Annotated in this window: 19 protein-coding genes, 1 tRNA gene and 1 pseudogene; 9 read left to right on the top strand and 12 right to left on the bottom strand. The window is 65.6% G+C overall.

Going from position 1 to position 24,727, the window contains the following annotated elements:
• Positions 1–17: 17 nt before the first annotated feature.
• The 8 genes and pseudogenes from DM450_RS01770 to DM450_RS01735 all read right to left on the bottom strand — a co-directional run bounded on the left by DM450_RS01770 (position 18) and on the right by DM450_RS01735 (position 9,833).
• A complete protein-coding gene (locus DM450_RS01770; RefSeq protein ID WP_013039775.1) occupies positions 18–1,367 on the bottom strand; it encodes an IS1380-like element ISSp1 family transposase in 1,350 nt (449 codons plus the stop codon).
• A 703-nt stretch (positions 1,368–2,070) separates the two neighbouring features.
• A complete protein-coding gene (locus tag DM450_RS01765; RefSeq protein WP_142637381.1) occupies positions 2,071–3,003 on the bottom strand; it encodes an IS5 family transposase in 933 nt (310 codons plus the stop codon).
• A 25-nt stretch (positions 3,004–3,028) separates the two neighbouring features.
• Positions 3,029–3,805: pseudogene (gene istA / locus DM450_RS01760) on the bottom strand (IS21 family transposase); the annotation flags it as partial.
• Between the two features lie 384 nt (positions 3,806–4,189).
• Complete coding sequence (locus DM450_RS01755; RefSeq protein ID WP_142632333.1) at positions 4,190–5,455, bottom strand: tyrosine-type recombinase/integrase; 1,266 nt, start codon at positions 5,453–5,455, stop codon at positions 4,190–4,192.
• A 212-nt stretch (positions 5,456–5,667) separates the two neighbouring features.
• Positions 5,668–5,743, bottom strand: a tRNA-Thr gene (locus tag DM450_RS01750).
• 61 nt (positions 5,744–5,804) lie between these two features.
• Positions 5,805–7,526 (bottom strand): DUF885 domain-containing protein, encoded by a 1,722-nt coding sequence (locus DM450_RS01745; protein ID WP_142632332.1) that lies wholly within the window; start codon positions 7,524–7,526, stop codon positions 5,805–5,807.
• Between the two features lie 82 nt (positions 7,527–7,608).
• Complete coding sequence (locus DM450_RS01740; RefSeq protein WP_185928678.1) at positions 7,609–8,511, bottom strand: hypothetical protein; 903 nt, start codon at positions 8,509–8,511, stop codon at positions 7,609–7,611.
• Positions 8,511–9,833 carry a replication-associated recombination protein A gene (locus tag DM450_RS01735; RefSeq protein WP_142632330.1) on the bottom strand — a complete coding sequence of 441 codons (1,323 nt, stop codon included), beginning with the start codon at positions 9,831–9,833 and terminating at the stop codon, positions 8,511–8,513. Before DM450_RS01735 ends, DM450_RS01740 begins: the two co-directional genes overlap by 1 nt.
• 190 nt (positions 9,834–10,023) lie before the next feature.
• On the opposite strand from DM450_RS01735, the gene DM450_RS01730 reads away from it, so the two are divergent.
• The 5 genes from DM450_RS01730 (at position 10,024) to DM450_RS01710 (ending at position 14,055) form a co-directional block, all read left to right on the top strand.
• On the top strand, positions 10,024–10,362 hold the full coding sequence (locus tag DM450_RS01730; protein ID WP_185928677.1) for a hypothetical protein: 339 nt from the start codon (positions 10,024–10,026) through the stop codon (positions 10,360–10,362).
• Positions 10,363–10,516: 154 nt separating this feature from the next.
• Entirely contained in the window at positions 10,517–10,945 is a 429-nt protein-coding gene (locus tag DM450_RS01725) for a hypothetical protein (RefSeq protein ID WP_142632329.1), read from the top strand.
• 294 nt (positions 10,946–11,239) lie between these two features.
• Positions 11,240–12,172 (top strand): IS5 family transposase, encoded by a 933-nt coding sequence (locus DM450_RS01720; RefSeq protein ID WP_142632289.1) that lies wholly within the window; start codon positions 11,240–11,242, stop codon positions 12,170–12,172.
• A gap of 75 nt (positions 12,173–12,247) precedes the next feature.
• The gene (locus tag DM450_RS01715) at positions 12,248–12,748 is read left to right on the top strand and encodes a hypothetical protein (RefSeq protein ID WP_142632328.1); all 501 of its coding nucleotides are present in this window, start codon (positions 12,248–12,250) and stop codon (positions 12,746–12,748) included.
• A 155-nt stretch (positions 12,749–12,903) separates the two neighbouring features.
• Positions 12,904–14,055 carry a glycosyltransferase family 4 protein gene (locus tag DM450_RS01710; protein ID WP_142637379.1) on the top strand — a complete coding sequence of 384 codons (1,152 nt, stop codon included), beginning with the start codon at positions 12,904–12,906 and terminating at the stop codon, positions 14,053–14,055.
• 48 nt (positions 14,056–14,103) lie between these two features.
• Here the strand turns inward: DM450_RS01710 and DM450_RS01705 are convergent, their stop codons facing one another.
• The 4 genes from DM450_RS01705 to DM450_RS01690 form a co-directional block, all read right to left on the bottom strand.
• A complete protein-coding gene (locus DM450_RS01705) occupies positions 14,104–15,081 on the bottom strand; it encodes a MarR family transcriptional regulator (protein WP_142632327.1) in 978 nt (325 codons plus the stop codon).
• Positions 15,082–15,207: 126 nt separating this feature from the next.
• Positions 15,208–16,215, bottom strand: coding sequence for a ferrochelatase (gene hemH / locus DM450_RS01700; protein WP_142632326.1), 1,008 nt, complete (start codon positions 16,213–16,215; stop codon positions 15,208–15,210).
• The gene (locus tag DM450_RS01695; protein WP_142632325.1) at positions 16,215–18,497 is read right to left on the bottom strand and encodes a xanthine dehydrogenase family protein molybdopterin-binding subunit; all 2,283 of its coding nucleotides are present in this window, start codon (positions 18,495–18,497) and stop codon (positions 16,215–16,217) included. Before DM450_RS01695 ends, hemH begins: the two co-directional genes overlap by 1 nt.
• On the bottom strand, positions 18,497–19,495 hold the full coding sequence (locus DM450_RS01690) for an Mrp/NBP35 family ATP-binding protein (RefSeq protein ID WP_142632324.1): 999 nt from the start codon (positions 19,493–19,495) through the stop codon (positions 18,497–18,499). Before DM450_RS01690 ends, DM450_RS01695 begins: the two co-directional genes overlap by 1 nt.
• Before the next feature lie 214 nt (positions 19,496–19,709).
• Between DM450_RS01690 and hflK the strand changes: the two genes are divergently transcribed.
• The 4 genes from hflK to dinB all read left to right on the top strand — a co-directional run bounded on the left by hflK (position 19,710) and on the right by dinB (position 24,722).
• Positions 19,710–20,954, top strand: a complete 1,245-nt coding sequence (hflK, locus tag DM450_RS01685) for a protease modulator HflK (protein ID WP_260610065.1) — start codon at positions 19,710–19,712, stop codon at positions 20,952–20,954.
• Positions 20,954–21,793 carry a protease modulator HflC gene (hflC, locus tag DM450_RS01680; protein ID WP_142632323.1) on the top strand — a complete coding sequence of 280 codons (840 nt, stop codon included), beginning with the start codon at positions 20,954–20,956 and terminating at the stop codon, positions 21,791–21,793. The genes hflK and hflC overlap by 1 nt, the downstream gene beginning before the upstream one ends.
• Before the next feature lie 174 nt (positions 21,794–21,967).
• Complete coding sequence (locus DM450_RS01675) at positions 21,968–23,512, top strand: Do family serine endopeptidase (RefSeq protein ID WP_185928751.1); 1,545 nt, start codon at positions 21,968–21,970, stop codon at positions 23,510–23,512.
• A 94-nt stretch (positions 23,513–23,606) separates the two neighbouring features.
• Positions 23,607–24,722, top strand: a complete 1,116-nt coding sequence (gene dinB, locus DM450_RS01670) for a DNA polymerase IV (RefSeq protein WP_142632322.1) — start codon at positions 23,607–23,609, stop codon at positions 24,720–24,722.
• Positions 24,723–24,727 lie beyond the last annotated feature (5 nt).

Here is a 24,727-nt window from a genome sequence, read left to right as displayed (position 1 = left end):
CGGCGCTGCCGCATGGGCTACGTCGGCGCAGGCTTCAGCCGGAGAACGAGGGCGCGGAACAGGTCGGCATCCGGACAGGCGGAAGCGAAGGCAATGCGGATGCGGCTAGCACTTTCTACGACGCGCGCAGCGACCTTGAGCAGCCGCAGGCGCAAGGTGGTAAACTCCGCGCTTGCCAGAGCAGCGGTCCTGGGCATCGCCTGCTGGATGCGCCATAGCAGCCAGTATGCGGCAGTGTGCAGTATCAGGCGCATCTGATTGGCATTGGCCGAGCGGCACGAGGTTCGGTCGCTGGCGAGCTGGGACTTGTGGCGCTTGATCAGGTTCTCGGCCTGACCACGCGCGCAGTAGAGCGTGTCGTAGATGTGCTCGGCCGATCCTGTTGCCAACGAGGTGACGACATAGCGGATGTCCATGCCCAGCGTGCTGGCCTCGATCCGTGCAACGACGCGACGCTGGCACTTCCAGGTCTTTGCCCCATAGCGGGTCTCGGCATAGTTGCGCAGGACGGGACACTGACGCTGGGCGCGCTTGACCGCGCAGGCATCGGCGACCGCAACAATGGCGGGATCGGCGCGCAGCGCTGAATTGGTGGGCAGGCCGAACACGTAATCGACGCGGGCCGCATCGCAGTAGGCCATGACCTCGGGTCGACCATAGTGCCCGTCGCCGCGGATAGTGATGTGGGTATCGGGCCAATTACGGCGCAGGTGACGCACCAGGCGTCGGATGTGCCCCGCCGCCTCCTTTCCAGAAGGCGTCTTGCCTGTGCGCAGCAGCATGGCCACCGGCCTGCCGGTCGCGGTGTCGTAGATATGGATCGGTAGGAAGCAGCGCTCCCCATGATGCCCGTTCCAGAACGAGAGCTGTTGATAGCCATGCACGACGTCGCACGTGTCGTCGATATCCAGCGTGACCGCTGTCGGAGGGGCGGGATAGCTGGCGCAGTAGATGTCGATCATCGCGGCCATCATGCTGGCCAGTTCGCGCGTAGTCGGTGCATTTTCCCACCGGCTCATCGTCGGTTGGCTGGCCAGCCCCGCGCCCGATTCCGGCAGCTTGCCGAGCGCCAGGCGGAAGCCTGGATCGTCGCGCAGAGCATCGAGATCATCGGCATCCTCATAGCCGCACGCAATCGCGAACACACGGGCACGCAGAATGTCATCCAGGCGATGGATCACCCGCGCTGGATCGCGCGGATCGGCAATACAAGCCGCCAGGCGCTGGCAAATCCCCATCGCGCGCTCGGCCTGTGCAAGCAGTAGAACACCGCCATCCGAGGTAAGCCGGCCACCGTCGAACGCAGCTGTGATTTTCTTGCGGCCGACTGCTGGGAATCCAAATGAGCTTGCGATATCATCGTTCATGGCGGGTGTGGCCCGTGGCATTTTCTGCCCTGCGGCAGGTTCGGCTTAGACACCCAGTTCCTAATTCAGATCAGAGGCTTACGCCACTCCCGCCAACCCTTCAGGACACTTTTGGTGAATAAGGCGGGCTAAAAAGCGAGGCCAGGACGCTACAATGACCCAGCCCGAACAGGCCCCATAATGAGGATCTCCCGCTCCGAAGATTCAATGGGCACTGCCCGGCTCGCGGACATGGGAGGGCCCGCTGGCGGTCGATCGCACTCCGGAATCGTGGTTCAAGCGCTCAAATTCGGCCTGACCCACAGATAAAGCCGCCCGCCCAATCAAGCTCGGCAGTTACGCATCCCAGAACTTTCGCCATTTCGACGGGGCTTCCCGCCTGATCGGAGCCCCGCACCTCTTGCAAGATCCATGAAAATGCACGCCATTCCACTCCGCCTTACGGCGAGCCGGAACATGGCGGTTCAGCATGCATCGGATCGTTTGAGGAAGAATAGCCATAACATCACCTCCATAGGTTAATATCATCGACCGGCTATTCTGCACCGCACCCATATCGCATGCGAAACCGGGAATAATCGATAAATAACAATTCCCGTTATGATATTGCAATGCGAAAGAATATGACTTTTACGAATCATACAAAGGTAGGGCTTTGTTGCATAACGCGTGACAGGCGTAAAATTATGATTACTTGTAATTATTATGCGACCCGTACGGTGTTGGGCGTTCCGATTTGCGAGAAGCGATTGAGGATTGCAGCACGGACTTTGAGCTCGGTTATCTGACGCTCAAAGGTGCGCGCGGCGACGCGCGGACCGAGCAACTTGAAGCAGTGCATCTTGGTCTCGACCAGGCTGCGTCGATGGTAGCCGCTCCATTTCTTCCAAATTGCCCTGCCCAGGCGTTTCATCGCGCGCAACGTCTCGTTGCGGGCCTCGACGCCGGGGCCGTCCTCGGTCCATGCCTTGCCGTTGCGGCGAACCGGGATGACCGGGTCGGCACCGCGCGCATCGATGGCCGCGTGGCAACCTCTGGTGTCATAGGCACCGTCGCCGCCGACGGTGACAATGGTCTCATCCTCGGGGATCTGCGCCAACAGATCGGGCAGCGTCTGGCCATCGCCGACGGCATTGCTTGTGACCTCGATCGCTCGGATATCGAAGGTTTCCGCGTCGATGCCGATGTGCACCTTGCGCCACTGGCGGCGGTAAGAAACGCCGTGTTTCCTCGCTTTCCATTCCCCCTCACCGATCATCTTGATCCCGGTGCTGTCGACCAGCAGGTGCAGGCCTCCCGCGCTGGCGCGCGCGCCCAGATCAACCGACAAACTCTTCTGGCGCCGGCACAGCGTCGTATAATCCGGTGCCGGCCAGTCCAGACCCGCCATCCTTAGCAGGCTCTCGACCAGACCCGTCACCTGCCGCAGCGGGAGTTGGAACAACCCTTTCAGCGTCAGGCAGAACTCGATCGCCCGGTCCGAAAACCGCAGCGGCCGACCAGGCCGACCATCGGGCGCCGCAAACCAGTCCATCCCTGGGTCGAACCACACATCCAGCGAGCCTCGCCGCCGGAGCGCTGCATTATATTCGGGCCAATTGGTCGTGCGATACTTCGGCGGGGTCGGTCTGGGCATCCGGCCCATCTATGACATCCGATTCCTCAAGGGAATCCATCACCTTGTTATGCAACAAAGCCTTCTCGACCTGACCCTTCTCCCACCCTGCGGCAGGACTACAGGCCACCGGCTCAACGCGATAGTGGTCCGTCATGATCAGAAACCGCCGGTTGAACAGGCGTTCCTTGCCGGTGAACACCGTCGTCACCGCCGTCTTCATATTGTCGTAGATGCCGCGCGTCGGAATCCCACCGAAGAAGGCAAAGGCGCGGGCATGTGCGTCGAACACCATCTCTTGCGTCTCGCGAGGATAGGCACGGACAAATGGTGCCCGTGACCAGCAAAACCGCATATGCGCGACCTTCACGCGCATTGGCTTGCCGGCGATCTCGACGTCCTCATGGCTCCAGTCGAACTGGTAAGCCTCGCCGGGCCGGTACATCAACGGGATGAACGCCTTGGTCATATCGCCGGCGTCAACGCGACGCTCACGCTTCCAGCGTGCAGCATAGCGCCGCACAGCGTCATAAGAGCCGCCAAACCCTTCGCGCTGAAGCAGATCATGGATCCGCGTCATGCGAAGCCGGTCACGCCGGGGCAGCCCTTCGTTCTCTTCAAGCAGTTCTTCCAGGCGAGTGCTGAAAGGGCCGGTCTGCGGCCGATGCTGTTCCTTGCGCTCGTAACTGGCATCCGCGTTCGGCGCCCGGATCGCCTTGCGCACCGTGTTGCGCGACAGCCGCAAATCCCGCGCTATCGCCTTGATCGGCTTACCGTCCCGGTGCTCCCGACGGATCCTCGTAATCGTCTCCACAACCAACATCCCTGTACCCGCCGTCCGGAACCGAAACGGCGGCGCTTCTCACAATGAGATGAAGGGGGTCAATTTTAGACGCCGATCACCCCGCTAAGGGGGTCAATTTTGCACGCCGCTCCACAGCCGGAACAGGGTGGAGGACCTGGGCTCCGCCCAGGTTGCGGCTCGCCATGGCGGGGCTAAGGGTCCGTGACGCCCCCCGTCACCCTGGAGCCGAGGCACACGCCGACGCGCCATCGGCGCGGAGACCGCTGACGGGACGCGGATAGCGTCACGCCCGGCCCGCTCAAGGCGGGACGGAACGCGTCATGCGATCGTTACGGCTATGCCGACGAGACGCCGAAGGTGGCTCGGCCGGAGCGAAAGCGGAGGTAGAGCGCGGTCAGGCCTTCAGGTCTGAGACGCCCACTTTCTTGCGTTAGCCTCCAAGTTGGATCGACAATTCGAATCCAAAGCAGGCTTCGCGATCAGAGCCTTTTCCCGCAAACCATCCAGATGATCGCTCCACCATTGATGCATGGTAGTGCGCTCCTCCCAATAACGCCCACGATTGTAGATGCCGCGAATGGCATTGGCATCCATGTGGGCCAGGGAACGCTCGATGGCGTCAGGACTCCAGTGCCCGCTTTCATTCAGCAAGGTTGACGCGGTCGTTCTCAACCCATGAGCGGTAACCTCGCGAGTGCCGTACCCCATCCGCCGAAAGGCTGCATTGAGCGTGTTTTCGCTCATGGTCTTGCGCGAAGTATGGCGCGCGGGAAAGGCATAACCCTCTGGCCCCGTCAGCTCATAGAGCTGAAGCAAGTAAGCGATCACCTGCCGCGATAGCGGCACTTGATGGGAACGGCGCATCTTCATGCGCTCGGCCGGGATCGTCCAGACTGCGGTCTCGAGATTGAATTCGGACCAGTTCGCTTTGCGCAACTCGCCAGGACGCGCCATCACATGCGGAGCTATCTGCATGGCGAGACGGGTCAGAATACCGCCGCTATAGCCGTCGATGTCGCGAAGCAGCTTGCCCACCTGATCGGGTTCGAGAAGTGCCGCGTGATGCCTGACTTTGGGAGTCAAGAGAGCCCCCTTCAGAATGAAGGTCGGATCGTTCTCCCCCCGCCCGGTCGCGACGGCATAGCGAAAAACGCGACTGGCGAAGGATCGACAACGCTGCGCCGTTTCGCGCTTGCCCTTGGCTTCAATCGCCTTGAACACGGCGAGCAGCTCAAGCGGTTTGATTTCTGCAATCGGCCGCGAGGCGATTGGCTTCATATGCGACAGGAGCCAGTTTGCCTTCACGGTCGTGGCTTCGGCCCGCTCCTCCGCCACCATCTTGTCGATGAATTCCTTGGCGATGTCGTCAAAGGTGTTGGCAGCCTTGTAGGCAGCCACCAGCTTGTTGACCTTGCGCGCCGCCAGTGGATCTTCGCCGGCTTCGAGAAGCGCGCGCGCATCTTCCAGCTTCCTGCGCGCACCGGCAAGGCCAACGTCGGGGTAGCGCCCCAGGGCAAGACGCTTCTGCTTTCCGGCAAAGCGATATTTGAAGCGCCAGAGCTTCGATCCGTTCGGGTGAATTTCCAGATACAGCCCCCGGCTATCCGAGCACTGATAAATCTTCCCAGCAGGCTGCAGTTGACGGACCTGAACATCGGTAAGCGCCACGCGCGTTTCTCCTCGACAAATCGAAGCGCGGAGTTGCGGTTCCAAAGGGCCACCTGTTCGGTTCCTCCCGAGGAGGCTACCATGGCACCTTGTGGCACCATTTCGTTCAGGATGCCCTGGAATTTCCTGATACACTTCGAGACCAACGATGCCCAAAAGTGGCAGAAATCTGCCGTTTTGTCGAGGTTTTGGGATGCCTTGGGAGGGTCAAATGGTGCCGGCTACAGGATTCGAACCCGTGGCCCCCTGATTACAAATCAGGTGCTCTACCAACTGAGCTAAGCCGGCCCTCGCGAAAGCAAGTCCGGCGCCCTTACAGCGAGGCAGGGGCGCCGGTCCAGCATTTTAATCAGAACACCGCGTGCGGCGCGTCTTCCTTCATCATCACCTGGCGAACCAGCGGGATCGGCGGGCCGCCGTAGCTCAGGAATTCGTCGTGGAACGCCTTCCAGCCGGCGCGGCCGCCGCGCGTGGCGGTCCAGTCGTCGCGCAGCTTGCGGATCATCAGCTTGCCCAGCGTGTAGTTGAGATAGGCCGGATCGTAAGTGCCGCGCGCAGCCTGCTGCTCGGCCGTGCCCTCGTCCTGGTAGCATTCGGTCATGAACATGCGCTTCGACTGCTCCTGCGTCATGCCGCGCGCATGCAGGCCGATCGCCGAGAGATAACGGCAATTGCGCAGCAGTGCGTTGGACAGCTGGCCGACGTGGACCCCGGCATCGCCATTCCCGAGGCCGGTATCCCACATCATTTCCTCGGCATAGTGCGCCCAGCCCTCGGCGAAGGCATAGCCGACGAACAGGCGGCCCACCCAAGAAGGCGAGCGATTCGAATGGAGGAACTGCAGGAAGTGCCCCGGCATCACTTCGTGCACGGACGTGAACAGCAGGTCGTTCTTGCCCGGGATGTAGTCCTGCTGCATCTGCTGCGACCACGAGGGGTCCGGCGGCGAGATGTAATAGACCGAGGCGATGCCCTTATCGAGCGGCCCCGCCGGATCGATATAGGCCGAGTTCTGCCGGTTGTAGGGCGGGCTTTCCTCGACTTTCGCCTGTTCGATGCCGGGAATCGTCACGATGTCATGCTGGCGCACGAAAGCGGTGAGATCGGGGATCTGCTTGCGCGCGGCCAGCACCGGACCGCCCTTCGGCTTGTCGGCCCGCATCTTGTCGAAGCAGCCCTGGATGTCCTTGCCCGGTGCATAGTCGGCGCAGGCCGCCTTCAGCAGATCCTGGTTGCGCTTGAGATCGGCGCGGCCAACGGCTTCGAGTTCGTCCAGCGGCGCGTCTACCGCCTCGGTCGCGGCCAACATGCGCGAGAAACGATCCGCGCCCATGGCGAAGTCCTGCGTCGGCGTCGCCTTGGCCAGCCAATCGGCCAGCCCCTGCATGGCAGTGGCGGCGGCTTCCGAACTCGCCTTGAATTCGGCCTGGAGCCTTGCATCCTTCACATCGGCAAAGGCCGCGCGGGCATCACCCCGGTAATACTCGGCAAAACCCGCAAACCCGGCCGTGCCCAGCTTGATGAAGCTGGCGGGCATCGCGGTCTTGAGATTGCCGCGGATCTGCGTGGCGGCCCTGGGCACCGCCTTGAAAAAGGCGATCATCGCCTTCATCCGCGTCGGCTTGTCGGCATAGTCACGGCTGACATAGACGTTGGGATCGAGGCCATTCTCGATGTAGTAGCCCGGATTGGTATGCGGCTTGTCGGCATCGACCAGCCAGAACAGCTGCCCCTTGGCCACCTGCACCAGATAGTCACGCTCGAACCGGTCGGCGGCGGAAAGGTCGGTGAACTTGCCCGCGTCCGCGATCACGCCGCGCAGGAAATCGGCCCGGGCCTTGAGGCCGGCAGCACTCCAGTCGGGCAGGCGGCCGTCGAACTGGTGGGCGCCCTGATAGATCGCGAAGGACGGGTCCTGCGCCATCCAGGCATCCAGCGTCTTGCCGACATAGGCCTTCCACGGCGTTGCCGGGCTCCCCATCGCGGCGGTTACCGGTGCCTGTGCGGGAGCAGCGCCTGCGCCAAGGGCCAGTGCGAGACAGGCCATCCCGGCCAGCAGCTTGTGTTTCATGTCTTCGTGCGATCCCTGTCCATGGTGTGCGGGCCGCATCGGTCGCCCCCGACGGCAAAGCCCCATGGGCACGGGTTGTGCGTCAGACTGCGCCGAAGGTCCAGCCCTCGGTGCGGGCAAGTTCGGCCGTCAATTCAGCGGGTTTCCACAAGTCCGCACGCGGCGCGGCGGTGCGCAGCCAGGCCGAGGTGAGCAAGGCATCGGCGCTGTGGTCGTCGATCGGTCCCTCGCCCGAGACAGGCGGCGATCCCAGCACCGCGAGCCCTGCATTGAGCGCCGCGTGATCGGACATCTTCGCCCGCCCAGCAGAGCGCCCGGCGGCCACGGCGGCAAGCGTCGTGTAGATCTCGGTCACCACCGATCCGCTCTCCGGCAAAGGGTCTATCGGCCAGACCGACAGTGCCGCGCCCAACCGGTGCAGCATGCGCATTCCGGTGAGACTCGACTTGCCCACTTGCGCCGCACCGACAAGGTTGAAATTGGAATAGGGCTTGCAGCCCGCACGCGCCTGCGCCTCTTCGGTCACCCGCATGCGCCCCTTGCGGTGCGAGGCTCGGGGCAAATGGAACCGCGCACCCTCGCGCCCGCCATGACGGCGGAAATAGGCGCTGAGTTCGCAGTGATCGACAAAGCTGGAGGCGGAAAGATGCTCGTCTCCAGCGCAGATCCCATCGATCAGGGCCCAAAGCGCACGGGCATCGGGCGGGCTCCGCGCCCAGCCGGGAAAAAACGCCCCGGCATCGGCGAAAGGCAGTGAAATGCCGAGGTCGAGCCCGACCAGCGTGTCTTGCGGCAAGTCATCGCGCAGCAGGTCAAGCACCTCCTCGCGCGACCAGGGGCCCGGCTCCCGGTGGCACAAGCCCTTGGGCCGCAGCAGTTGCGGCGCGCCCTCGATCCCGCAGAGCGCAACCGCGATACCCTTCTGGCGCAGGCCAAGGGCGCCGGACCAGTCGATCGCCATGAAATGGCGAAAGCGCGGAGCCATCACTCTGCGCGGCGCTCTGCGCGCTTGCGGTCCCACCACTCGATACGTTTGCGCAGGTCCCGCTCGAACCCGCGCTCGACCGGTTCGTAGAAGGTCTGCGGCGCCATGCCTTCCGGCCAGTAGTTGTCGCCCGAGAAGCCGTCCGGGGCATCGTGGTCGTAGGCATAGTCCTTGCCGTAGCCGATGTCCTTCATCAGCTTGGTCGGTGCGTTGAGGATGTTGGCGGGCGGCGGCAGCGATCCGGTTTCCCGCGCGCTCTGCCACGCCGCCTTCTGCGCCATGTAGGCCGCGTTCGATTTGGGCGCGGTGGCAAGATAGAGGCAGGCCTGCACGATCGCCCCTTCCCCCTCGGGACTGCCAAGGAACTCGTAGGTCTGCTTGGCGGCGATGCACTGAAGCAGCGCCTGCGGATCGGCAAGTCCGATATCCTCGCTCGCCATGCGGGTCAGGCGGCGGAGCAGATAAAGCGGCTCCTCGCCCGCCGTCAGCATGCGCGCCAGATAATAGAGGGCGGCCTGGGGATCCGACCCGCGTACCGACTTGTGCAGCGCGGAAATCAGGTTGTAGTGGCCGTCGCGGTCCTTGTCGTAGACCGCCACGCGGCGCTGGAGAAAGGCCCCCAGCCCGCGGGGATCGAGCGGCTCGCCGATCCGCGCCGCATAAAGCGTTTCCGCCTGATTGAGCAGGAACCGCCCGTCGCCGTCGGCCGAGGCGACCAGCGCCGCCCGCGCGTCGCCGTCAAGCGGCAGCGGCCCCTCGAGCGCTTCCGCCTTGTCCAGCAGGCTTTCCAGCGCCTCCGGCCCGAGCCGGTGGAGGATCAGCACTTGTGCCCGGCTCAGCAAGGCCGCGTTGAGCGCAAAGCTGGGGTTCTCGGTCGTCGCACCGATCAGCGTCACCGTGCCGCGCTCGACGAACGGCAGGAAACCGTCCTGCTGGGCACGGTTGAAACGGTGGATCTCGTCCACGAACAGCAGCGTGCGCTGCCCGGCGCGCGCGGCCACGTCGGCCTCGGCAAAGGCCTTCTTGAGATCGGCGACGCCCGAAAACACCGCCGACACCGCCGCAAAGCGCATGCCCACCGCGTCGGCCAGGAGCCGCGCCGTGCTGGTCTTGCCGGTTCCCGGCGGCCCCCAGAGGATCATCGAGGACAGCCGGCCCGCCGCCACCATGCGCCCGATCGGCCCTTCGGGACCGGTCAGGTGCTCCTGCCCCACCACGTCGGCCAAGGTGCGCGGGCGCAAGCGGTCGGCCAGCGGGGCATCCTCTCCCGGCATGTCGGGGCGGCTGGAGGGCGGAAGATCATCGGCAAAAAGGTCGGCCATGGGGGCTATCTAGCGACTATCCCGCGCAATTGCACCGCCTGCGCGATACCCCTAGGCTGCCTCCCGGCTCGCACAGGGAAGGAAGACGGCACCATGACACGGAACTGCAGCGGCACGCACGCCCTTCCATCTCTGGCCGGTCGGCCTGCTGGCGATCCTGTGGAACGGCTTTGGCTGCCTCGACTATGCGATGACCGTCACGCGCGATCCCGCCTGGATGGCCAAGGTCCCGCCTGCCGTAATCGACTGGCTCGACGCCGCCCCGGCCTGGACCCTCGCCAGTTGGGCGCTCGGAGCCGGCGCCGGCCTGCTGGGCGCCTTGCTGCTGGTCATGCGCTTGCGCTGGACCGCCCATGCCTTTGCCCTGTCGCTGCTGGGGCTGGCCGCGAACCAGGCCTACCTCTTGCTGTCGCCGATGCCCATGACGGCGAATGCCGCCGAACTGGCGCTGCGGCTGGCGATCTGGATCGCCGCGCTCCTGCTGTTCTTCTATACGGTCCGCCTGCGCGGACGCGGCGTGCTCGCCTGAATTCAGTTCATACAATCAAATACCAACCTGAACGAATTCTGCCAAAGCTGCTCCAATTCCGTTCAGCCAGGCTCACCTAGAAGGAGCTCAACGCAGGAGACGTAAGGCACCGCAGGACGCGGGCCTCGGTTCTCCTGACAAGGAGTTTCGAACCATGTCCATCATGCGCAAGATCGGCCTTTCCGGTGCGCTCGCGGCGACGGCACTTGCCGCTGCGACCCCGGCCATGGCTCAGGACTATCGCCGCGGCGGCGACAACACCGCAGCGGTTGCCATCGGTGCCGGCGTCGTCGGCCTCGCGCTCGGCGCGATCCTCGCCTCGAGCAACGACCACCACCGCGACTATGCCGATTACGGCTATGACACCGGATATGGCCGAGCCTGGACCAGCGGATGGGAATTCCGCGACGGCTGGTACTGGGACCGCGATGGCCGCCGCCACAGCCGCGACGAATATGCTCGCTACCACCGCAATGACGGCCGAGGCCAGAATTGGGGCGGCCACGACGGACGCGGCGGCGACCACGGCGACTACCGCCGCGGCTACGACCGCGACCGGGACGACTTTCGCCGCGGCTACTGATCGATAAAGACCACCGAGCAGCCGGGTCCCCCTCCCCGGCTGCGACGAGACGCCCGGCCCCTCCTCCTGGCCGGGCGTCTTTTTTTGTGCGCAGCGGCTGTCCCCGGCACGGCCCGCCAAGCGCCCAGCTTTCGCAAGACCAACCGGAAGTTCACGGCCTGTTCAGTGGCAACATTGCAGAAATGTGGCACGTGCCCGCTGGAACCGCCGTTACCTGGTTGGCCCGGAAAGGGGCTTTGTTGCGCAAATGCCCAAGGGATTCCGTTTGTGAATCCATGAGGTTACGGAGCGACGATGAGCAAACCACTCCGCGCCCGTTACCGCACGACAAACTGGAAGTCCTACAACGCAGCGTTGGCGCAGAGAGGTTCGCTTCAGGTCTGGTTTGATCCTGGGATGCAGTGGCTGTCCGCGCCGACCGGCAAGCGCGGGCGGCAGCCTATGTTCTCGGATGCCGCGATCCAGGCCTGCCTAACGCTGAAGGGCGTGTTCAAGCTTCCCTTGCGCCAGACCACAGGCATGGTCGCCAGCCTTCTCAATATGGCAGGGCTTGATTGGCCAGTGCCGGATTTCAGCACTTTGAGTCGGAGGCAGAAGACCCTGCTTGTCGAGATCCCCTGTCAGCCCAGTTCCGCGCCGTTGCACCTGTTGATCGACAGCACGGGCATCAAGGCGGTGGGTGACGGGGAATGGTGCAGACGCAAGCATGGTCCTTCCAAACGCCGCCAGTGGCGAAAGGTCCACCTGGGCGTGGACGCCGGGTCGTTGGAAATCCGCGCCATCGAAGTGACCGGGAGCCGGGTTGGCGATGCGCCCATGCTTCCCGAACTGCTGGAGCAGATACCACCCGGCCAAGCGATCGCGACCGTCAGCGCCGATGGCGCTTTTGACACAAGGGCCTGTCACGAAGCCATTGCCGCGCGCAATGCCTGTGCGATCATCCCCGCCCGCGGCAATGCAAAAGCCTGGCCCGAAAATACGCCGGGCCTTGCCGCCCGAAATGAAATCGTTCGCTCAAGCCGGCGGTTCGGCAGGGCAATCTGGAAGCGATGGAGCGGCTATCATCAGCGCAGTCTGGTTGAAACGAAGATGCATTGCTTCAAGCTGCTGGGGGAACGCATCATGGCTCGAGACTTCGATCGTCAGGTCGCCGAAATGCAAATCCGCGCCGCCATCCTCAACCACTTCACCGCACTCGGAAGGCCCCAAACTCAGCGTGTCGCGTGATCGATGCCTTCAAAGGATGACTGCTGACCTGCGATAGATTTGTACAACAAAGCCCCGGAAAGGGAGTTCAATTCGATGCATATCAGGATCAGGAAATTCGGCCTCGCCGCAGCCCTTGCGGCCAGCGCCTTGACGGCCTCGGCCCCCGCCATGGCCCGTGACGGTTACCACGACCGGGGCGACGATGCGGCCATCGCCATCGGTGCCGGCGTCATCGGCCTCGCGCTCGGCGCTGCTCTCGCCGATCACGGCGATCGCCACTATTACGACCGCGGCTATTACGATTCCCGCCGTTACGTGACCGTGCGCGGCCGCCCGGGTTACTATTATTACTACGAAGGCTACCCCAACCGCTACTACCAGGATCGCTACTACGACCGCTATTACGCGCCGTATTACCGCGACCGCTGGAGCCGCGGCCATGCCTGGGGCAACCGCGACTGGCGCGACGACCGCCGCGGCTGGGGCCGTGATGATCGGCGCGACTGGGGTCGTCACGACCGGGACCGCCGCGACTGGGACCGCCGCGACCGGGACCGGCATGATCGGGACCGCCATCACGACTGGCGCCGCTGATCGCCCCCGGACGTCATAACCGCGTCAAGAATTTCGAGTGAAAGGATGCGCGGCGGCATTTCATGGAAAATGCCGCCGCGCACTGCTTCCCGCACATGGCCTTCCATGATCCGCACTCGCCAATCCCCGCCCGGGAGGCTATGGGGCTGCCCATCATGGATATCGCCGACCTTCGGATCGCCCTCTTTTCGGGCAACTACAATTATGTGCGCGACGGCGCCAACCAGGCCCTGAACCGTCTCGTGGGCTACCTGCTCCGCCAGGGGGCGCAAGTGCGCGTCTATGCCCCGGTCGTCGACAAGCCCGCCTTCGAGCCGACCGGCGATCTTGTCGGCATTCGCGCGGTGCCGATCCCGACCCGTTCGGAATACCGCATCCCGCTCTCGATCTCGGGCAAGGCGCGCCGCGATCTCAAGGCATTTGCGCCGCATGTGGTGCATGTCTCCTCGCCCGATCCGGTCGGCCATCAGGCGGTCACCTGGGCGCGCAAGCGCAACCTGCCGGTGCTCGCTTCGGTGCACACGCGCTTCGAGACATACCTTCGTTACTACAACATGGCCTGGGGCGAACCGCTGATCGAGGCGATCCTGCGCCGCTTCTACCGCCGCTGCGATGCGCTGGTAGCTCCCTCGGAATCGATGGCCCAGTTGCTGCGCGAACAGCGCATGAACTACGACGTGTCGATCTGGTCGCGCGGAGTGGATCGCGAAATCTTCCACCCCGGCCGCCGTGACCTCGCCTGGCGCCGCGCGCATGGCATCGACGACCATGAAGTGACCATCGGCTTCCTGGGCCGCCTGGTCATGGAAAAGGGCCTCGACGTCTTTTCCGACACGCTCGACGAACTAACCCAGCGCGGCATCGCCCACCGCGTGCTGGTGGTCGGTGAAGGCCCCGCCCGCGAATGGTTCGAGGCACGCCTGCCGCAGGCGGTCTTTGTCGGCTTCCAGCAAGGCGCCGACCTGGCCCGCGCCGTGGCCAGCATGGACATGCTGTTCAACCCCTCGGTCACCGAGACGTTCGGCAACGTGACACTGGAAGCCATGGCCTGCCGCCTGCCGGTAATCGCCGCGGCCGCCACCGGCAGCCAGAGCCTCGTCAACGACCGCGAGTCCGGCCGCCTCGTGCCTCCCGGCGCGATCCACCAGTTCGCCGAAGCGATCAAGGGCTATGTCGAGAACCAGGACATGCGCGAGGCCCACGGCCTTGCCGGCGAGAGCCGCGCACTGGAATTCAGCTGGGACCGCATCAACCAGGCAGTGGCCGATACGTATCTGCGCTTGATCCGCCAGAAGACCCGCAACTGACCGCGAATGCCGGGCCTGCCAATTTGCAGCCCGGTACTTCGCGGTTGTTCAGACCGGCGCCGGGGCCGCCAGACCGATTTCCCCGAAATAGCGACCAAGCCCCTCGACGGCCTTGTCGGTCAGTTCGATAAAGGCCCGGCGTCTGTCGTTGTCATCCAGCACACGGCGGAACAGGCCACCGTCGACCATCTGCCCGATCCAGCGCAGCGCCGTCGTCGGCGGCACCGCAGCCGCGATGCACAGTGAGGTCACCGAGACCTGCTTGCCTTCCCCTTGCGCGGCAGCAAGATCGAGCAGCATGTCCCAGGCCGGATCGGCAAACAGGTCGCCCTCGATGAAACGCGCGCGCAGTTGACGCTGGCGCAGGATCTTGCGAACAAGCCGGGCATCGGGCAACTGCGCCGCCGCACAGCGTGGGGGTGCTTCGCGCGCCAGCGGAATTGCCGGCTCCAAAGCACCGTCCCCCCCGCCGCCAGAGGGCGCCAGCCGATCGATCCGCCCGGCAATCTCGCCGACCTGCTCGGTCAGCCGCAGGATCATCAGCCGGTCGTCGTCGGAAAGCTCGCGCACGCGTCCCTGCGACATCGTTGCCAGCACCCGCCCCAAGGCAACCACCCGCTCGGCCCGGCTGGGATCGACCAGCAGCAACGGGTTGGAATGGTCCATGCAGGCAAACACGTCATCCAGCGCCTCGACACTGGTCGAGACGATCAGCCGCGCTCCCAGTTGCGGTGCCCGCATGTCCAGCCGCGACAGGGCTGCCAGCGCCGCGCCATCGACCTGCGGGCAATCCAGCAGGACAACATCGCCGAGCGGACGCTCGCCCTGTTCCAGCAGTTCCGCCAGCGACGTGGCCGTGACCCGCAAGCCCGCTGCCCCGGCATCCTCCCGCATCCCGGCGCGCACATGGGCGCGGTCGGCAAAGATCGAAACCGAAAGACCGGAACCTTGGCCGGAAGCGCTGCCGCCGCCATAGGCAAAATCGTCCGTGACAGGACCGCCGAGGGTGAAATCCGTATCATCCATGCGCGTGCCTTCCGTGTTACCACGTAAGGGAACAGGACTAGAACAGGACGCCTTCGAGTCAAGAATTGCCGGGTTAAAACCTTGTCATCCGGGGCGCTTTACCGGAGTCACGTCTTCCCGGCCGCGTCACCAGCCCGACAGTTCCCGCCGCACCAGGGTTTCCAGCATGTCGATGCCGACAACCGTATCGTTGAGGCAGGACAGTACCGCGAAGTCCTTGCCGCCGGCCGCCTCGAACACTTCTCGTCCGCGGATCGCCAGTTCCTCCAGGGTCTCCACGCAGTCTGCCGAAAAGCCCGGCGCAGCAATCGCAAGGCTCCGGGTGCCGGCTTTCGCCTCGGATTCCAGCACGCTCTCGGTGGCCGGTTCCAGCCACCTGGCACGCCCGAACCGCGACTGGAACGCAGTTTCGACACGCAAGTCTGCAAAGCGCGACGCGAGGCGCCCGGCCAGCAGGCGAGCGGTCTTGCGGCAGTGGCAATGGTAGGGATCACCAAGATCGAGCGTGCGCTGCGGCATGCCGTGGAACGAAAGCAGCAGCACTTCAGGCACAAAGGCCAGCGACTCGACCTGCCGCGCCAGATCGGCTTCTAGCGCGTCGATGTGTGCGGGATCATCGTAATAGGGCGGCAGGCTGCGCAACGCGGGTTGCCAACGCATCCGCGCCATCGCCTCGCCCACCTTGTCCGACACCGAGGCGGTCGTCGCCCCCGAATACTGCGGATAGAGCGGCGCAACGAGGATGCGGTCACACCCGGCGTCCTTCATCGCCTGAAGGCGCTCCGGGATCGAGGGATTGCCGTAGCGCATCGCCCAGTCGACCATGGCGCGTCCATCCAGACGCTCCTGCAGGCCCCGCGCCTGCGCGGCGGTGATCGCGGCGAGCGGCGAGCCCGCTTCGGTCCAGACCTGGCCATAGGCATGGGCGGACTTGGCCGGACGCGTGCGCAGGATCACACCGTGGAGGATCGGCTTCCACACCAGCGCCGGGATCTCCACCACGCGCGGGTCGGACAGGAATTCGGCCAGGTAACGGCGCACTGCGGGCGCGGTCGGCGCATCGGGCGTACCCAGATTGACCAGCATTACGCCGATCCGTCCGGTGCGGGCATCAGGGTGGTCGGCAGGACGCATCACAGTTCCTCGGCAAACAGGGGGAGGCGGCGGAAACGCAGGCCCGTCGCCGAATAGAGGGCATTGGCGATGGCCGGTGCGACAACCGCCACGCCCAGTTCGCCTGGATCGGCGGGATCCGCATCGCTTTCGATGAAATCCACCTCGATCCGCGGGCAATCGGCAAGCACCGGCAGCGCCATCTCGCCGAGCCGATCGCTGTCGGGCCGCCCGCCCACGTAGCGCGGCGCACAACCGAGCGCGAGACCGATCCCGAAAACCAGACCGCCCTCGATCTGTTGGCGGGCGATGTCGAGATTGACGATCCGGCCGATGTCGACAACCGCGCTGAGCCGGTCGACCCGCACGCCGTTCTCGTCCCGCCGGGCGCTGGCGACAAGCGCTATGCGCCCCTCGCCGATGCCATGGCAGGCAATGCCCTGCCCGCTGTTGTCGCTGCCGCCGCCCCATTCGGACAGTGTGGCCACGCGCTGAAGGCACTCCGCCAGGCGGGTGTCCTGCCCCAGCATCGCCATACGATAGGACAGCGGTTCGCGGCCCGCGCGGTGGGCCAGTTCGTCGACAAAACTCTCGTTGAAAAATGCCGTATAGCCATGGGCATTGCCACGCATGCGGGTGGTAGGCAGGTCGATGGCAGCGGGCGCGTGGTCGACCGCGACGGCCGGGATCGCGTAAGGCGGCACCGCCCCTTCAAGCGCCTGGGGATCAGCCATGCCGGCAACCGCGGCGATCGCCTCCCCCGGCCTGTCCCCCGCGAACATGCGGCGGCCGAATTCGCACGCGCTGGCCGGGACCGCGACCCGCGCGCGCCAGGCCGCGATTCCGCCTTCGGCATCGGGACGCGCGGCCATGACGGCAACCGCAGGCGTGCGCGGGAAAGCGGCACGAAATTCCTCGCCGCGCGGCCAGGTGAGCTGAACGGGTCTCTCCGCCTCCTTCGCCAGCACAGCCACTTGGGCCGCATGGAGACATTCCAGCCGCCGGTCGAAACTGCCGCCCAGCGCCATCGGGTAGAGCACGACATCGCCGCTGCCGATGCCGACGGCCTGTGCCGCCGCCGCCCGTGCCGCCTCAGGCGCCTGGGTGCCGATCCACAGTTCCAGCCGGCCATCGGCGTAGCGCGCGGTGGCGCTGGCGGTCTCGATCATGGCGTGGGTGGCGGGTGCCACTTCATAGCGGATCTGCACCGGCAGCAAGCCGTCTACCGCCTCGCTGTCACCGGCCAGATGGATGCGCTCGGCCTCGCCGCTGCGCATCGCGCCGTCGAGGGCATTGTCGATCGCATCGCTGTCGAGCGCGCCGATCACCCGGTAACGCGGCTGCGCGCGCACCAGAGCGGTTTCCGCGCTCCACCAGTCATCGGCAAGCGCGGCGATCCAGCCCTTGCCCTTGACGAACCGCCGGAAGCCGCGAAGCGACCTCGCTGCAGCCTCGCCCACATCCGAGACTTCCGCCATCGCCCCCGTGCCGCCAACCAGCGGAGCGTGGCGGATCGAGGCGCGCAGCATGTCGGGCAGGCGCACGTCTCCGGCAAAGACCCAGGAACCGTCCACTTTCGAAGGCAGATCGAGGCGAGGATAGCGCAGCGGTGCACCCGGCGGAAATTCGCCGGGCTTCTCGGCCGGGAAGTCGGGCCGCAGCGGCGGCGGGTCGGGCGGTGAAAACGCCGCCGCCTCGGCCGCCAATGCGCCGAACGACAGCACCTTGCCCGCATGATGGACCAGCCCTTGCGACACCTCGCAAGCTTCCGCCGCGACGCCCCAGCGCGCCGCTGCAGCCTGCGCCAGCAAGGCCCGCGCCGATGCCGCCGCCGCGCGCAGCGGCGCCTCGTAGGCAGCCTGCGCGGTGCCATCGGCGGTCACGTTGAAGCGGTGGTCCTGCGCCCAGCGCCGCGCCAGATAGCCATCCGGCTGTTCCGCTAGCCTCGGCACGCCCGGCAGCCACTGCGGCGCCCAGAACGGCGCCCACTTTGCCGCCAGCACGGTGTTCGCATAATGCGCGCTGACCGGCGCCGGCTCGACCGCGACCTGCCGCCAGTCCGCGCCGAGCTCCCAGGCCACGATCTGCGGCAACAGCGTGGTCACGCCCTGCCCCATCTCGACTTGCGGCACCGCCACGCTCACCACCCCGTCGGCCGCGATCTTGATCCAGGCCCCAAAGGCATATTCGTCGCGGTCAGGCTCGAGCGGCAAAGGGAAACGCCGTGGTCGCAGCAAGAAACCGACTGCCAGCCCGCCGCCCGCGAGCCCGCCGATCAGCACGCCGCGACGGGACAGCTTCATCAAAGCGCCGCCTGCAAGCCGGGCTGCAACGGACGCTGGACCAGCCAGTCGTTGACGCGGGTAGCCAGCGCCAGGAAGGCCTGCGTCTGCGGACCATCCCCGGCGGCAATCGGGTTCCCGGCATCGCTTTCGCGCCGGATCGCGATGTCGAGCGGGATGCGCCCAAGGAAATCGAGGCCCATCGTGCCGGCCGCCGCCTCGGCGCCGCCGACCCCGAAGGGATCGCTGACTTCGCCGCAGTGCGGGCAAGCATAGCCGGCCATGTTCTCGATCACGCCGACCACCGGCACGCCGCCCTTCTCGAACAGGCTCACCGCGCGCGCCGCGTCCATCAGCGCAAGGTCTTGCGGGGTCGAAACGATCACCGCTCCGGTCGGCTTGAACTTCTGCAGCATCGTCAGTTGCACGTCGCCGGTGCCGGGCGGCAGGTCGACAACGATGATCTCGGCATTGTCCCAGTGCGCCTCGAGGAACTGCGTGACCGCACCCGCCACCATCGATCCACGCCAGGCGATCGCGGCCCCAGGCTCGGTCAGTTGCGCCATCGACAGCATCGGCACCCCCCAGCGGCTTGCCACCGGCACCAGCCGGTTTTCGTGGGCGACCGGGCGCTGCCCCTCGGTACCCAGCAGGCGCGCCTGCGACGGCCCGGAAATATCGGCATCGACCAGTCCGACCTTGCGCCCAAGCCGTGCCAGCGCAACCGCGAGGTTCGCAGACAGCGTGGACTTGCCGACCCCGCCCTTGCCCGATCCCACCGCGAGGATAACCGGCTGCACCTTGTCCGCCATGATCGCCACGTGGACTTGCGCAACGCCGTCCGCTCCCGTCAGCGCGGCGCGCAGCTGTGCCTCCAGCGCCGGACGCTCCTGCACCTCGAGGCCGGTTGCATCGACCACCAGCGTGACCCGTCCTTCGGACAGGCGCAGGGACCGCACCCGATCCGCCAACGCCGCGGGCAAGAGGGACTTGAGGCGGTCGGCATCGAGGCTGTTCATGAGGTCCTTGCAGGATTGATCCGGCCGCAAACAGGCGGCCCTTGGCTGGCGTAATGTCCGCTCAGGTGGCGCAGTCGAGGAAAAAGGGCAAGAGAGGCACTGTTTTTGACGAAAAAGGGTTCCTATAGATAGCCGCATGACAGCATTCGGTGACGCAATCTCTCGCGCCGGCTCCGGCCCAGCACACGACGCCCCTTCAGGTGAAGCACGGACGATGGACATTCTGGCGATGACCGGCCGCAAGAGCCCCTGGGGTTCGGACGGCGGCAACGGCGACGGCAATGATGACGGCGAAGAGAACGGGTCCCGGCCCGAAGAAGCATCCGGCGACGGCACCGACAAGCCCGATCGTCCCGCCCCGGACCGCGAGCCGTCTTCTGGCAAGGAAACGCCCGGCGAACCGCGTGGTCCCCGCAATCCCTGGCTGCCCAGCAGCGGCACACCGCCGCGCCGCGCGGCCGGCATCGAGGACATCTTCCGTGCCCGCGACCCGCGCCGGGGCGGCGGCCCGGGCAACGGCCCCGGCGGCTTCCCCAACCTGCCGCGCCGCGCCGACGGTCGCTCGTGGCTGCCCATCGGCATCGCGGTGGCGGTCGTGGCGATGCTCGGGGCATCCTGCGTGCACGTGCTCGGCCCGTCGGAAAAGGGCATCGTCACCCGCCTCGGCCATTTCTCGCGCGTGATCGATGACGGTTTCTCGCTCACCTTGCCCTGGCCGATCGAGCAGGTCGAAGTGACCGATGTCGGCACCTTCTCGGTCGACACCATTCCCGATGGCGACGGCGAGAAGCTGATGCTGACCGGCGACCAGAACCTGGTCGACCTCAGCTATCAGGTGCGCTGGAACATCAAGAACCTGACAGACTATTCCTACCGCCTCACCGACCCCAAGGGCACGGTGCGCGAAGTCGCCGAAGCCGCGATGCGTGCCTCGATCGGGCAGATCTCGCTCAACGATGCGCTTTCCGGCGCCGGGCGCGCGCGGGTGGAACAGGACGTGCGCGAACGCACCCAGCGCATTCTCGATGCCTACCGCGTCGGTGTCGCCATCCAGGGCGTCGAAATCAAGAAGGCCGATCCGCCATCAAAGACCCGCGCCGCCTTCGACAATGTCAACGTCGCCCGGCAGGACGCCGATCGTGACCGTTCGAATGCACGCGCGGGCGCCCAGCAGGTGCTCGCCCGCGCGCAAGGCGATGCCGCCCAGTTCGACAAGGTCTACGAGGAATACAAGCTCGCGCCCGAAGTCACCAAGCGGCGCATGTATTACGAGACGATGGAACGCGTGATCTCGCAGAACGACACCGTCGTCGCCGAACCGAAGAACATGAACACGTACCTCCCCTTGCCCGACCTCAAGCGCCGGGCCGAGCAGTCCTCCGGAGACATCACGGTGACCGCCTCGCCCTCGTCCAGCACTCAGGCGGCTACTCAGGCCAGCACCCAGGGAGGCCAGTGATGAGCGATATCTTGCGCAAGTACATGCCTGCCTGGGTAGCCCTGGGCACCGCGGCCGTCGTGGGCCTTTCCAGCGTGATCGTCGTGCCGGAAACCGAGCAGGTGGTGATCCTGCGTTCGGGCAGCCCCGAGCGGGTCTACAACGCCTATGTTCCCGGCGCGCCCTATGGTTCCACCGATGCCGGCATCCACTGGCGGATCCCGCTCTACGAGCGCGCGATCCACATCGACAAGCGACTGCTTTCTGTGGACATGGAGCAGGAGCAAGTCCTCTCGACCGACAAGCTGCGCCTCAATGTCGATGCCTTCGCCCGTTTCCGCATCGTCGATCCGATCAAGGTGGTGCAGACCGCGCGAACCGCGCAGGGCGTGACCGACCAGCTCCAGTCGATCCTCTCCTCGGTGCTGCGCCAGGAACTCGGCAAGCGCACGTTCCAGTCGCTGCTGACGGCGGAGCGCGGCGAGGCCATGGCCCATATCCGCGACGGCCTCGACCGCGAGGCCCGGCAGTACGGTGCGCAAGTCGTGGACGTGCGGATCAAGCGCGCCGATCTTCCCGAAAGCGCGCTGGAAAGCGCCTTCACCCGCATGCAGGCCGCGCGCGAGGAAGAAGCCAAGACGATCAAGGCGCAGGGCCAGAAGGACGCGCAGATCATCAGCGCCGATGCCCAGGCCCAGGCCGCCCGCATCTACGCCGATGCTTTCGGCAAGGACCCCAAGTTCTACGACTTCTACCGCGCGATGCAGAGCTATTCCGTGTCCTTTGCCAAGGGCGACACGGGCAAGACGCTTCTGCTTTCGCCTGACAACGCCTATCTTCAGCATTTCCGGGAACCATAAGCGCTCCCGATCGATCCATTGCCAAGCCATGATCGGGGCATCGCCGCAAGGCCCCGGCCCGGCACAAGTACCACCATTCAAACCCGGTTAAGCTGATCCAGCGTCAATCGGGCAGGCGACGACAGGTTGTGACCCTGCACTGTCAGGACGGAGGAATCAAAGGACGTGAAGCCCGTGCGATACGCTTATGGACTGACCACAGCGCTCCTGCTCGGAGGCGCGACCGCCACTCTGCTCACCGGCTATCCCGCCGGGGCGCAAGTTGCCCAGAACGAAGCCAGCCAGATGGCCCACGTGGTGCCCCGCGCGGGCGCTCCGGCCAGCTTTGCCGACCTGACGGCGCAACTGGCCCCCGCGGTGGTCAACATCTCGACCCGCCAGCGCGTCCAGGTACAAGGCAGCGGCGGCACCAATCCCTTTGCCGGAACGCCGTTCGAAGGCCTGTTCGGCGGCGGCGGCAGTTCCGCTCCGCAGACCCGCGAGGCCCAGTCGCTCGGCTCGGGCTTCATCGTCTCGGCCGACGGCTACATCGTCACCAACAACCACGTGATCACCGCAGAGGGCAAGGCCGAGGTCGAATCGATCACCGTCATCATGCCCGACGGCACCGAGATGCCCGCCAAGCTGGTGGGCAAGGACGCCGCCTCGGACCTCGCGGTGCTCAAGATCACCGCCCCCAAACCGCTCCCCTTCGTCAAGTTCGGCGACAGTTCGAAGGCGCGCGTGGGTGACTGGGTGGTCGCCATCGGCAACCCCTTCGGCCTTGGCGGCACGGTCACCGCGGGCATCGTCTCGGCGGTCTACCGCAACACCGGCGCCGGCGGCGCCTACGACCGCTATCTCCAGACCGATGCCTCGATCAACCGCGGCAACTCCGGCGGCCCGATGTTCGACATGAACGGGCAGGTGATCGGTATCAACAACGCGATCTTCTCGCCGACCGGCGGCAGCGTCGGCATCGGCTTCGCGATTCCCGCCGAGATCGCCTCGCCCATCGTCGACAAGCTCATCAAGGGCGAGAAGATCCAGCGCGGCTACCTCGGTGTGCAGATCCAGGCGCTCAACGAGGATCTCGCCGATTCAATGGGCCTTGAACACAACAAGGGCGAGTTCATCCAGAGCGTGGTACCGGAAGGCGCCGCCGCCAAGGCCGGCATCCAGGCCGGCGACGTGGTGGTGAAGGTCGGCGGCAAGGAAGTGACGCGCGACCAGAGCCTCTCCTACCTCGTCGCCAATACCGCGCCGGGCACGAAGATCCCGGTCGAACTGATCCGCAATGGCCGCCGCATGACGGTGACCGCGACGGTCGACCAGCGCCCGACCGAGGACGATCTCGCCCAGAGCTTCGACAGCAGCGGCGACGGCGATTCCGATACCGACGCCTACAACAACCCGCCGGCCCAGCAGACCCAGGGCGTGATCGAGAAGGCCACCGGCCTCTCCGTGACCACCCTCACCCCGCAGATCGCCCGGCAGCTGGGCGCTGCGGAAGGCACCAAGGGCCTGGTCATCGTCTCGGTCGATCCCAGCTCGGATGCCGGCCAGAAGGGCTTTGCCCGCGGCTTCATCATCCTCTCGGCCAATAACCAGCCGGTTACGACCAAGGCGGATCTTGAAAACGTGATCAAGGCGGCCAAGGCCGACAATCGGCCTGCGATCCTGCTGCGCGTCCAGCCGCGCGGCCAGTCGCCGGCTTTCGTGCCTGTGCGCCTGCGCTGATCGCGGCCATCTGCGCTCGACGAAACGCCCGCCGGTCTCCCGGCGGGCGTTTTCGCATGTGGAGCCTGCCGCGCGCCTCGCTATAAGCCCGCCCATGTCATCGGCCGATCATAACCGCGAGGACGAAGCCGACGGCCTGCGCAAGGTGATCCACATCGACATGGACGCCTTCTTCGCCAGCGTCGAGCAGCGCGACGATCCCTCGCTGCGCGGAAAGCCGGTCGCGGTCGGAGGTTCCTCCAAGCGCGGTGTCGTCGCGGCGGCCAGCTACGAGGCACGGCGCTTCGGGGTGCGGTCTGCCATGCCCTCGGTAACGGCGGCCCGGCTCTGCCCAGACCTGATCTTCCGTAAACCCCGGTTCGACGTCTACCGGCAAGTCAGCGACCAGATCCGCGCCATCTTTCTCGATTACACCCCTCACGTCGAACCGCTCTCGCTGGACGAGGCGTATCTCGACGTTACCGCCGACCTCAAGGGCATTGGCTCCGCCACCCGCATCGCCGAGCAGATCCGCAACCGGATCAAGGCCGAAACCGCCCTCACCGCCAGTGCCGGGGTGTCCTACAACAAGTTTCTCGCCAAGCTCGCCAGCGACCAGAACAAGCCCGATGGCCTCTGCGTGATCCGCCCCGGAGAGGGCACCCGGTTCGTGGCCGGACTGCCGGTGCGCCGCTTCCACGGCGTCGGCCCGCGCGGCGCGGAAAAGATGGCGCGCCTCGGCATCGAGACCGGCGCCGACCTTGCAGCGAAAGACCTTGCTTTCCTGCGCTCCCACTTCGGCAGCTTCGCCGAGTATCTGTTCCGCGCGGCACGCGGCGTCGACCTCAGGCAAGTACGCGCCGACCGTCCGCGCAAGTCGGTCGGCGGCGAGCGCACCTTCTTCGACGACATTGCCGGGACCGATGCCCTGCGCACGACGATGGACGAGATCGTCGAGATCGTCTGGGGACGCATCGACCGCTCCGGCGCGCGCGGTCGCACCGTTACCCTGAAACTGCGCTATGCGGATTTCACGACGATCACCCGCGCCCGCTCGCTGCACCATTTCGTGACCGGCAAGGCCGAATTCTCGGCGATCGGGCATGCCCTGCTCAACGATCTCCAGCCCCTGCCGCAGCCGATCCGGCTGATGGGCCTGACACTCTCCGCTCTCGAACGCGGCGAGGATGAGCAAAGCCAGCCGAAGGACGGCCAGCTTTCGCTGCTATAGGCGAT

The sequence above is a fragment of the Sphingomonas sp. IC081 genome (genome assembly GCF_006874585.1).
GTDB lineage: Bacteria > Pseudomonadota > Alphaproteobacteria > Sphingomonadales > Sphingomonadaceae > Novosphingobium.
Note: the sequence above shows the minus strand (reverse complement) of the source record. Positions and strands in the feature narration are given on the sequence as shown.

Excerpts from the sequence above, each read along its gene's own strand:
- DM450_RS01720 (WP_142632289.1), top strand. The coding sequence starts at position 11,240 with ATGAGCAAACCACTCCGCGCCCGTTACCGCACGACAAACTGGAAGTCC.
- DM450_RS01745 (WP_142632332.1), bottom strand. The coding sequence starts at position 7,526 with ATGAAACACAAGCTGCTGGCCGGGATGGCCTGTCTCGCACTGGCCCTT.
- DM450_RS01710 (WP_142637379.1), top strand. The coding sequence starts at position 12,904 with ATGGATATCGCCGACCTTCGGATCGCCCTCTTTTCGGGCAACTACAAT.
- DM450_RS01715 (WP_142632328.1), top strand. The coding sequence starts at position 12,248 with ATGCATATCAGGATCAGGAAATTCGGCCTCGCCGCAGCCCTTGCGGCC.
- DM450_RS01695 (WP_142632325.1), bottom strand. The coding sequence starts at position 18,497 with ATGAAGCTGTCCCGTCGCGGCGTGCTGATCGGCGGGCTCGCGGGCGGC.
- DM450_RS01765 (WP_142637381.1), bottom strand. The coding sequence starts at position 3,003 with ATGCCCAGACCGACCCCGCCGAAGTATCGCACGACCAATTGGCCCGAA.
- DM450_RS01730 (WP_185928677.1), top strand. The coding sequence starts at position 10,024 with ATGACCGTCACGCGCGATCCCGCCTGGATGGCCAAGGTCCCGCCTGCC.
- DM450_RS01735 (WP_142632330.1), bottom strand. The coding sequence starts at position 9,833 with ATGGCCGACCTTTTTGCCGATGATCTTCCGCCCTCCAGCCGCCCCGAC.
- DM450_RS01770 (WP_013039775.1), bottom strand. The coding sequence starts at position 1,367 with ATGAACGATGATATCGCAAGCTCATTTGGATTCCCAGCAGTCGGCCGC.
- DM450_RS01725 (WP_142632329.1), top strand. The coding sequence starts at position 10,517 with ATGTCCATCATGCGCAAGATCGGCCTTTCCGGTGCGCTCGCGGCGACG.
- hflK (WP_260610065.1), top strand. The coding sequence starts at position 19,710 with ATGGACATTCTGGCGATGACCGGCCGCAAGAGCCCCTGGGGTTCGGAC.
- hflC (WP_142632323.1), top strand. The coding sequence starts at position 20,954 with ATGAGCGATATCTTGCGCAAGTACATGCCTGCCTGGGTAGCCCTGGGC.
- DM450_RS01740 (WP_185928678.1), bottom strand. The coding sequence starts at position 8,511 with ATGGCTCCGCGCTTTCGCCATTTCATGGCGATCGACTGGTCCGGCGCC.
- DM450_RS01705 (WP_142632327.1), bottom strand. The coding sequence starts at position 15,081 with ATGGATGATACGGATTTCACCCTCGGCGGTCCTGTCACGGACGATTTT.
- DM450_RS01690 (WP_142632324.1), bottom strand. The coding sequence starts at position 19,495 with ATGAACAGCCTCGATGCCGACCGCCTCAAGTCCCTCTTGCCCGCGGCG.
- hemH (WP_142632326.1), bottom strand. The coding sequence starts at position 16,215 with ATGCGTCCTGCCGACCACCCTGATGCCCGCACCGGACGGATCGGCGTA.
- dinB (WP_142632322.1), top strand. The coding sequence starts at position 23,607 with ATGTCATCGGCCGATCATAACCGCGAGGACGAAGCCGACGGCCTGCGC.